14 protein-coding genes are annotated in these 8,747 nt (G+C 63.4%); 2 read left to right on the forward strand and 12 right to left on the reverse strand.

The features are described from left to right. Positions 1 to 14 precede the first annotated feature (14 nt). From ACH34W_RS52885 to ACH34W_RS52935, 11 genes are all read right to left on the reverse strand, one after another. Complete coding sequence (locus tag ACH34W_RS52885) at positions 15 to 227, reverse strand: hypothetical protein (protein ID WP_395968882.1); 213 nt, start codon at positions 225 to 227, stop codon at positions 15 to 17. Positions 228 to 265: 38 nt separating this feature from the next. Then, complete coding sequence (locus ACH34W_RS52890; protein WP_395968883.1) at positions 266 to 910, reverse strand: hypothetical protein; 645 nt, start codon at positions 908 to 910, stop codon at positions 266 to 268. Beyond that, complete coding sequence (locus ACH34W_RS52895) at positions 907 to 1,290, reverse strand: hypothetical protein (protein ID WP_395968884.1); 384 nt, start codon at positions 1,288 to 1,290, stop codon at positions 907 to 909. Before ACH34W_RS52895 ends, ACH34W_RS52890 begins: the two co-directional genes overlap by 4 nt. After that, positions 1,287 to 1,511 (reverse strand): hypothetical protein, encoded by a 225-nt coding sequence (locus ACH34W_RS52900; protein ID WP_395968885.1) that lies wholly within the window; start codon positions 1,509 to 1,511, stop codon positions 1,287 to 1,289. Before ACH34W_RS52900 ends, ACH34W_RS52895 begins: the two co-directional genes overlap by 4 nt. Continuing rightward, positions 1,502 to 1,717, reverse strand: coding sequence for a hypothetical protein (locus ACH34W_RS52905; RefSeq protein ID WP_395968886.1), 216 nt, complete (start codon positions 1,715 to 1,717; stop codon positions 1,502 to 1,504). Before ACH34W_RS52905 ends, ACH34W_RS52900 begins: the two co-directional genes overlap by 10 nt. Further along, the gene (locus tag ACH34W_RS52910) at positions 1,714 to 2,034 is read right to left on the reverse strand and encodes a hypothetical protein (RefSeq protein WP_395968887.1); all 321 of its coding nucleotides are present in this window, start codon (positions 2,032 to 2,034) and stop codon (positions 1,714 to 1,716) included. The genes ACH34W_RS52905 and ACH34W_RS52910 overlap by 4 nt, the downstream gene beginning before the upstream one ends. Before the next feature lie 14 nt (positions 2,035 to 2,048). Next, the gene (locus tag ACH34W_RS52915; protein ID WP_395968888.1) at positions 2,049 to 2,930 is read right to left on the reverse strand and encodes an FtsK/SpoIIIE domain-containing protein; all 882 of its coding nucleotides are present in this window, start codon (positions 2,928 to 2,930) and stop codon (positions 2,049 to 2,051) included. 158 nt (positions 2,931 to 3,088) lie between these two features. Beyond that, on the reverse strand, positions 3,089 to 4,114 hold the full coding sequence (locus tag ACH34W_RS52920) for a hypothetical protein (protein ID WP_395968889.1): 1,026 nt from the start codon (positions 4,112 to 4,114) through the stop codon (positions 3,089 to 3,091). A gap of 105 nt (positions 4,115 to 4,219) precedes the next feature. Then, positions 4,220 to 4,441 carry a hypothetical protein gene (locus ACH34W_RS52925; protein ID WP_395968890.1) on the reverse strand — a complete coding sequence of 74 codons (222 nt, stop codon included), beginning with the start codon at positions 4,439 to 4,441 and terminating at the stop codon, positions 4,220 to 4,222. A 17-nt stretch (positions 4,442 to 4,458) separates the two neighbouring features. Further along, positions 4,459 to 4,848, reverse strand: a complete 390-nt coding sequence (locus ACH34W_RS52930; protein WP_395968891.1) for a hypothetical protein — start codon at positions 4,846 to 4,848, stop codon at positions 4,459 to 4,461. Positions 4,849 to 5,032: 184 nt separating this feature from the next. Beyond that, positions 5,033 to 5,386 carry a hypothetical protein gene (locus ACH34W_RS52935; RefSeq protein WP_395968892.1) on the reverse strand — a complete coding sequence of 118 codons (354 nt, stop codon included), beginning with the start codon at positions 5,384 to 5,386 and terminating at the stop codon, positions 5,033 to 5,035. Between the two features lie 208 nt (positions 5,387 to 5,594). Between ACH34W_RS52935 and ACH34W_RS52940 the strand changes: the two genes are divergently transcribed. Then, on the forward strand, positions 5,595 to 6,923 hold the full coding sequence (locus ACH34W_RS52940; RefSeq protein ID WP_395968893.1) for a hypothetical protein: 1,329 nt from the start codon (positions 5,595 to 5,597) through the stop codon (positions 6,921 to 6,923). An 11-nt stretch (positions 6,924 to 6,934) separates the two neighbouring features. Beyond that, on the forward strand, positions 6,935 to 7,483 hold the full coding sequence (locus ACH34W_RS52945) for a GNAT family N-acetyltransferase (protein WP_395968894.1): 549 nt from the start codon (positions 6,935 to 6,937) through the stop codon (positions 7,481 to 7,483). Positions 7,484 to 8,054: 571 nt separating this feature from the next. Here the strand turns inward: ACH34W_RS52945 and ACH34W_RS52950 are convergent. Further along, positions 8,055 to 8,318, reverse strand: a complete 264-nt coding sequence (locus tag ACH34W_RS52950; protein WP_395968895.1) for a hypothetical protein — start codon at positions 8,316 to 8,318, stop codon at positions 8,055 to 8,057. Between the last annotated feature and the right edge of the window lie 429 nt (positions 8,319 to 8,747).

Here is an 8,747-nt window from a genome sequence, read left to right on the forward strand (position 1 = left end):
GCCCTCAGCCGTGTTCAGGTTCTAGGTGCGGTTTCGTCGCAGACTTCGAAGGTGGTTCCGTCTGAGGCTTGAATGGTCCACACGTCACGGGTCTCGTCGTAGCTAGCGACACCGGTACGCTCGAATTCTTCGAGGGTGTCGAGTTCGTAACCGCCGTATCGGGTTAGATAGCGATCCCATTCGTCCGCCGGGTTGTATCCGAGCGAGGTGTAATCGTCGGGGTGCATGGCATTCTCCTTGTCGTCAGGAGGTTGACGCTTAAGCGTCAAGAGGGGTCTTTGGGTTCGAAGTCCTCGCCGCAGGCTCCGCAGGTGACGGGTGCTTGCTCCAGTGAGGAGGCGGCGATGCGGATGGTGCGTTCGCATGGGCAGATGGCGGCGATGAGGTTGCTGCTTTTGGTCTTAGTGGTGGTGGCGGTGAGTTCGTCGCGGCGCCACAGCACCATGGCTTTTTCCAGGGCGCGGAGTTGCGCGCGGTAGATGGTCTGGGTGGTGTCGGGGACGGTGGTGGTGCTCCACCCGAACTTGTCGTTTTTGGTGACGTCGATGCCGAGTTCGTGGGCCAGGTCGCGGAACTTGGTGTTGTGGTAGCGGCCTTGGCGGCTGGTGTCTTTGATGTCGCGTGTTTGCGCGAGTGCGTGGGTGGCTTCGTGCAGCAGGGTGCCGAGAACTTCGGTGGGGGTGCGGCGGAGTCCTTCGCCGCTGATCATGATTTCGGTGCGGTCGGTGTCTCCGACGCGCCATCGGTCGGCGGCGTGGTGGCCCCAGCGGGCTTGTTTGCCTTCGGTGCCGGACGCCACGATGAGCACCACTTGTGGGATTTCGGGGTGCCGGGTGCGGATGGCGGCCCAGGTGTTTTCCAGCACGCGTAGCAGGGTGCTGGCGGTGTCTGGGGCCCGGGTGGCGGTCATGGCTGCCACTCCTCGGGAATGTCCCAGCCGTCGATCAGGTCGCTGCACAGTTGTTCGGCGGTGTAGGACCACAGGGTGGCGGTGCAGTCCAGGCAGGCCGCGCAGCATGGCCCGGGGTGGTCATGGTCGTCGGCGCGCAGGAAGTCCATTTCGCTGCTGCCGCAGTTTCGGCAGCGGATACTCCACACGATGAGGTTGGCGGCCTCGTAGAAGAAGCAGTCCGGGCAGTAAGCGCGGGTACCGGGGCGTGTGCTGATCAGCCATTGCGCCGTCATGGTGGACAGCATGAGTTCGGTGACGCCGCAGCCGGGGGTGTCGCATTCGACGAGCCAGCGGCGCAGGTCGGGGGTGCCGTTGTGGTTGTAGCGTTTGTGGATCACAGCCACCACTTCCTTTTGTCGCGGTAGTCGTGTTGGCCGATAGCCATGGCTCGGCCGTTGGGGTGGATGTCGAAATCCTCGGAATCGTCGTCGCGGATTTCGGCGATGGGCCGGACATGATCGACGGTTCGATCAGCGAAGTAGTAGCGGCCTTCTTCGCTTTCCAGCCATTCAATGGCGGGAGTGACGCAGAAGCCGGTGTCATTGTGGATCACAGCCACCACCGGTTCTTGTCGTAGTAGTCGTTCTGGATGACGGTCATGCCGGTGGCGGCGAGAGTGTATTCGTCCTGTTTGAGCATGATCATGGGTTGCCGGACGCCGTGGTTGTGATGGGTCGCGGCATGGATAACGGCGGCCAAAAGATGTTGGGTGTTCTCCAGCCACTCCACAGCGGGAGTGAGGCGAAAAATCCTGGTGTCGGTCATGCCGCCCACATCCCGTCGCACAATCCGCACCGCAAGGCGTATTCGCTGGTGCGTTCGTCGATGGTGACGAGGACTTCACTAATGTCATCGGTAGCGCCGCAGTACAGACACGCCAGGACATGAGCAGATGTGCCGGTGATGGCGCCCGAAGCGGCGTGTTCGAGCCCGCAGATGTGGCGCTGTGCCCATTGCTCTAGCTCGGGGTATTGGTCCGGGGTGACCGAGTGGGTGGCCCAGCAGTTCAGGCATAGGCCGGTGAGGCCGGTGAAGTCAGCGACGGTGACCGGGGTGATGTAGATCCGGTTGAGGATGTGCATAACGGGGCCTCCTTTCAGGCGGCGAGGCCTTGTGCGGCCGGTGTGGTGCTGCCGTGGGGGCGATGACGGTCGCGGGTCCACAGGGCGTGGTCGACGATGTGACCGATGTGGTCGTCGGTGAGGTAGGCGACCTTGATCAGGCGGGGAAGTCCGCCTTCGGCGATGAGGTAGCAGACGCCTTGGGAGGTGGGCGCGATGTCGGTGGCGGTGTAGCCAGCTCCCGACCAGCCGTCGCCCAGGATGATGTCGCTGGACCCGGTGGAGGTGCAGCGGAAGGCGGCGCGGTAGGAGAACAGGTCCCGCATGGATTTGGGGATGATGTCCACGCTGGGGCGTTGGGTGGCGGCGATGACGATGACGCCGCAGGCGCGGCCACGGGCGACCAGGTCACGCAGCAGTGCGATGAATTCTTGCTGCTGTTGGGGGGTGCCGACGGTGGCGGAGAAGTAGGCGATTTCGTCGATGATGACGACGATGGTGTTGACGTCGTCGCCGGGTTCGATCTTGCGGCGGCCGTGCCGCAGCAGCCAGGTGTAACGGCGGTTCATCATTTCTTGCAGTCGGCGCAGGGTGATGATGGCGTCGGCGATGTCGGGGCCGACGAATTTGTCGGCGACTGGGGCGTATAGGCCGAGTTCGACTTGTTTGCCGTCCAGCAGGACCAGCCGGGTGCGGTCGGCCAAGGCGGCATGCGAAGCGATGGTCTGCAACAGGCCGGATTTGCCGCCGCCGGGTTCGCCGGCGGCCAGGATGTTGCGGTAGGCCATCGGCAGGTAGACCGGGGCGCGCATTTCGTCGATGCCAGTGAAGATCGGGTCGTACATCGACAGCATCGGCCCGACCGGCACAGTGGGTGCGGTGCCGGTGGGCAAGTGGGTATCCACGGGCAATCTCATAAGCGATCAGCTCCTTGGGGGTTGAAGCGGTGAGGGGCGCGGAGACCGCGAGATGGGTTCCACGCCCGCTCACCTAAGGGAGATGTGGCGCGGTCGCGATGCAACACGCAGGTGTCAAACAGGTGTTGACGCTGTTGTCGCTGCCACAAGCCCGGGGGTCACCGGTAGTCGGCGTAGGGGTCGTCGTCGGCAGCGGGCACTGTGGCCGGTTGCGTGACCGGCTTCTTGCGGGCTCCGCCGTTGCTATCGGCGGGCTTTGTGTTGGTCTTGCCGTTGGTCTTGGGCGGGTCGCTCACCTGTTCGGCGGTGACGTCGTCCAGGTCCAGGCCCGCGTCTGTTGCGGGCAGGTCATCAGGTGACATCTGGCGCGTGGAGTGCTCGCCGTTGGCGACCGCGTCGGCCAGGGCGGGATCTTGCACCAGGGTGGGGACCACGGTCCCGGTGAGCGCGTCGCGGCGCTTGACGTGCAGCCGCACGTAGGCGGCGTTGGTCTGCTTTCCGGCCAGTTCGACGGTGACGCTTGCGGCCCAGCAGGTGACCGCGATCTTTTCCAGCGAGGTTTGCAGCTCGCTGAGCGACAGGCCGGGGCGTAGCCAGACCCAGACGTCTTCGCCGACCGGGGTGGGCTTGGCCCACAGGATGAGCGGGAGGGAACCGCGGTTGTTGCCGATCAGGAAGTCGGCGAAGCAGGTCCGGATGCGGTGCCGGACGATGAAGCAGTAAGCGATCTTGGTGACGTACTGGCGGATGTTAGGCACCGCCAGCGGCGCGAGTACCGCCATGACGACGGCGAGCCGGACCGGCAGCGGCGTGTGCTGGCACAGCAGCACGAACCCATACAGCACGGTCAGCGCGATGAGGATTTCAGGAAGCCACCACCACAGGGCGCGGATGACCGGCCAGGCCGCGATGATCCCGGCAACGGGTGCGGCCACGGCGACACCGACGATCAGGCCGATGAACAGCGCGATCACGGGGTGGCGCACATACTCGGGGAAGGCGGTGGCGATGGTGGCGGCCAGCAGCCCGACCACCACGGTGATGATGTAGAAGGCGATCTTGGCAGTGCGGGCGTAGGACCGCGAGACCCGGTCTTCGATGATGGTGACGGTGCCACCACGACGGTGCCCGCTGCGCGGGGTCGAGGCTCGCCCGAACATCGAGGCGCCTCTAGACTTGGACATGACGAACTCTCCTCTTGGCTTGAGAGGGTTTGTTGATGACGAGCGGGGTCGGCAGGTTGGTGACCGGTACCGACCCCGTTCGCGATCAGGGGATAACTTCGTTGATCAGCCAGCGGTGCGCATCGCACCGGGAAGCTCGTCGGGCTCCAGGCTGAAGAAGGTCACCAGCGGTCTGGGGCTGATGCCGCACTCGGCGGCGATGGTGGTGACCCGTTCCTTGAAGATTTGGCTGCGACTGGCCGGTGACGACACCGGGATGACACCGTAAGCGGTGACACTTCTCCCGCTGCTGGGGTCAGACAGCGTGATGACGTAGTGGTAGTCCATGGCTGCCTCTCCGGATGTCAGTGGTTGGCTTCCGGCGGCGGCCCGAAGTTCTCTTCCTCGTCGATCCAGGTCTGGATCTGCCTGGCCTGGTACTCGTAGGCCTGGGCTCCGGTGAGGTTGCCGTCGTTCCGGGCGTGGGTGGCGGCCACGAGGCAGTCGTGCGCGGCTACGCGCAGGTTGGTGAGTCGCTGCTGCGATGAGACAGTGGTCATGTCTTCTCCTTGGGCAGGTGCCTGGTAGGCGCGGGTGAGAAGGCCGGTGGTGTTGCGGTCGACGAGTCTGTTGAAGGCGATGGCGCGTCCACCGCGCGGGCTGATGACCTTGAGGTTGTCGAGCACGAACCAGGGGGTGTGCTGTTCGTCCAGCCACACATCTCCAGGTGTGGCCAGGCCGTATCCCGGTTGCATACGTCCGTCTCCGTCCTTCGGTGCGGGCGACGGGGGGTAGCCCGATCAGGGCTGTTGCCTGTGGATCAGCAGGCCGAGGCCTGCGATCGTGAAGGGGAATGCGTGTTGCTGTGAACCGGCTCAGGGCCGGGGACAAGCCCCGGCACCAAGCCAGGTCTTCTCGTGCGGGTACAGCTAGCTCCGGTCAGGCAGACTTGACCGCCGCAGGTGCGGCCGCCTTGAGCTCCACCGCGCGAAACGCCACGCCGCTGCGACCATTGGTCGACCACGGCAGGGCCTCCAGTCCGGACACGATGACGGGCTGCCCGACCTTCACGTTCGGCTTTTCACCAGCCGTAGTGATGGTGAGAATCTCGCCACCGTCCTCGTCCAGGACGAACACCTGCGTCGACCACATCGGACGGCCGGTGTTCCGCTCGGTCCGCTGACGACCGTTCTGATCGGTCTTCTCCTCCGAAGCCCGCGTCACGGTGACCTGCTTCGTACTGGTGTCCACGATGAGCTTCATAAAAGCTCTCCCTTCGATCTCGGGCGGCACAAGTGAGTACCGAACCCTTCGATTTCGTGACCACGTCGGTCACACTGGAGAGCATCAAGGCAGCTGGTAGGACCTCTCGCGGATCCATCACGGACATGCCCGGACATGAAGCGGACATCGCGCGGACGTCTTCACCGGGCGTCTTGCCGCTCGCAGTGAGAACAGATCAGCCTGAGAACTCAACACAGTTCGACTAGGGAGGATCAAGGTGTCAAAGGACGCGCCTCGCACTGTCCTTGAGTTCCTGGTCCGAGAGAGCGATCACACGTACGGCGAGCTTTCGAGTCAATTCAACAGCCTCGCCAAGACCCTCGGTGTGAAAGCGACGATCAGCGATCGACACCTCCGTCGGCTTGCCTCAGGGCAAAATACCGGGGAACAGCACCCCGCTACACGTCGTGTTCTTCAGAGAATGTTCGGTCGTCAAATCGACGAGCTTCTATCTCCGTACAACGAACACGACAGCATCTCTCCCGTTGACGAGTCCGACGAATCGGTCGGCATCTCAGGTCGAATCGTCACTCACACCGTGGAAGGAGCTCTCAGCATGGCTGCCCAGCGTGCTCGCCAATTCGCCCTATCGACCGGACAGGTCGGACTCACCGCCGAAGCCCTCGACCAGATTCACCAGGACGTGCACGAACTCGCGCTTGCGTACCCACAACGTCCGCTGTCCGAGATTCTCGGTGATCTGGTCAACGTCCAGGACATCATGTTCACGCTACTTGAACAGCGACAGCGCCCCCAGCAGGCAAGTCACCTGTACTTCCTGGCCGGTGTCACCGGAGGAATGCTGGCCAAGGCGTCGCACGACCTGGCCGAGCCCCACGCCGCCATGACACAGGCACGTACCGCGTTCCTCTGCGCGGACACTGCTGGTCACGATGGTCTGCGGGCTTGGCTGCGCGGCCTTCAGTCGTTCATCACCTACTGGGCCGGGCGTCCCCACGAGTCCGTGCGGTACGCGCAGGAAGGAGCCGAGTTCGCCGACAGGGCTGGAAACAGCTCCACTGTTTGGCTTGCCATGAATGAGGCTCGCGCTTGGGCGGCTCTCCGCAACCCAGCCAACACCACCGCAGCCATCAGACGCGCTGAGGATGCATGGGACCGGGTGCAGCCCGACGACATGGACGAGCTAGGCGGTCTAGCGACGTTCTCACGCGCTCGCCAGCTCTACTACGCAGCAGACGCCCTGGCATGGCTGCCCGATGAGGCCGCAGAAGCCGAGCGGTACTCCTCAGAGGCCGTGTCGGCTTACAGCGATCCCTCGCGTCCCGAATGGGCCTTCGGAGATCAGGCAGGCAGTCACACCGACCTCGCCATTTCCCGCATCGCCCAAGGTGAGCTGGAAGGTGCCTCCGAGGCTCTGGCCCCGGTCCTCGATCTTCCTCCGGAACTCCGCATCAACGGGATCGTCAACTCAGTCGATCGCGTGCACCGCGCTCTGACGGCTGCCAGCGAGTCCTCAATCGGGACTGAGCTGCAGGAACGGATAGAGTTGTTCACGCACACACCGTTGAAGGCTCTTCCGCGTTAGGACAGCCCCTGATGTTCCCCGTTACCCTCACGGGTGACCGTGTCCGCCTTCGTGAGTTCGGGAATGACGACGTCAATGACGCCTTGACGATCGTCGGGGACAACCGAGTCACGGACTGGCTGTCCTTCGACGCCAAGTCTCTCGACGAGACGGCAGCGATGATCGAAGGAATCATCGATCGCACCAGCGCGTCACCCCGCACCGAGTTCTACCTCGCGGTGACGCCCGTCCAAGACGACCGGGTCGTTGGGTTCGTTCGACTTGGACTGGCTGGAGTCCGAGCCGCGAAGCTTGGATTCGCCATCGCTGCGGACCACTGGGGGAAGGGCTACGCCACCGACGCAGCCCGAACCCTCACCGACTTCGGTTTCAGAGAACTGGGCCTACACCGGATCAGTGCCGCAGTCGGCCCCGAGAATCTCGCCTCCGCAGTCATCGTGACCAAGCTCGGGCTACGCCCTGAAGGCCGGATTCGGGACCATGTGTTCACAAACGGACAATGGCGAGACAGTCTGCTGTTCTCCGTCCTTGAGCATGAGTGGAACCGCCAGGCAACCTAGAGGAGCAAACCTCTAGCACTCCAGGAATCCGGCACTCTCCACCACCCAGAAGCAGCGATGCACGCTGTTCAACCTGCGCCGATATCCGTTCCATTGCATCAGGCAGTCCGCAAGACCTGAAGCACGGTCATAGGCCACGCCAAACCAGTCATTAGCGCTGTCGACCTCAGAGGCGGCCAGCAGGACAGCTGAGCGAACGTGGTCTGTGAGAACTTTCTGTACGTCTTAGATGCGGCCCGACAAGCGGGCCGCTCGCGCCGCCGACTCGGCGGCCGGCCGCTCGCCTCAACCTGGCGGACCGGCGGCGGCCAAGGCCCTGAACGCCGGTCGGCAGGCGCGCAAACCAGAAGATGTCGCGGGCCGCAGAAGACGGCAGCCAGTCTCACGGGGTTTATCTGGCCACGCCAGGTGCCGCTGGCCGCTTCCCGACTTGCGCGGGGACCCCGCGCGGGGCCTCGCGACGGGCCAGTGCGGGCAGGCAGGTGCCGCCCGTCCGCCGATCAAGGCTACGAGGCCCCGCCCCCACACAAGTCCGGAACCGTCCAGCTACCGAACATGGAACGTCCCTGGATCACTGCCCATTTGGCGTAACTACAGCGGTCAACTGCACATACGAGAAATCGGCCGTGCCGGACACGCTGGGGCTTGGAAGATCATGCGATACCGGCAACTTTTCAGCAAGCAAGATCAGTTGATCAAGAAAACTCTGAAGCTTGCCAGTCGTCATCCTCTTGCTGGCATCTTCGCTGAAGTCCAGTGTGAGATTGATCTTTAGCTGTCGGCATGTAGCGGGATTGTTGTCCTTGGTGACCTTGCGAACGCTCGCAGAACCCATGTCGGCTCTCCTTAGAGAGTAGGCAGATAGTAACCATACCTCCAACTACTTAGAAGTTTCAGGGTTACTGCACACATGAGGACGCCAACGACGATGCGTGACCTCCCCAGCCCCAATCGCCCACAGCTTGACGCTTAAGCGTCAAAGGCTGGGGACCAGGTGGGGACCACACGCCATGCACGAGGGCTCACACGGCCACGATCAGCGAACTTCGTACATTCGTTCGAAAGTGGTTCTGAGCTGCAACAACCACTACCCGACCGTCCTGGGGGTCAAGGGGTCGTGGGTTCAAATCCCGCCGTCCCGACAGTGTGATGTCTCAGGACATCGGAATGACCCTGAACCCACGATTGTGGGTTCAGGGTCGTTTTGGTTGTGGGCCGGGTGGGCGTCCGGTGGGTTGGTAGTCGCGGGTGGGGTCGATGGTGA

Origin of the sequence: Actinomadura sp. 6N118 (assembly GCF_044326415.1) — a bacterium.
GTDB lineage: Bacteria > Actinomycetota > Actinomycetes > Streptosporangiales > Streptosporangiaceae > Spirillospora.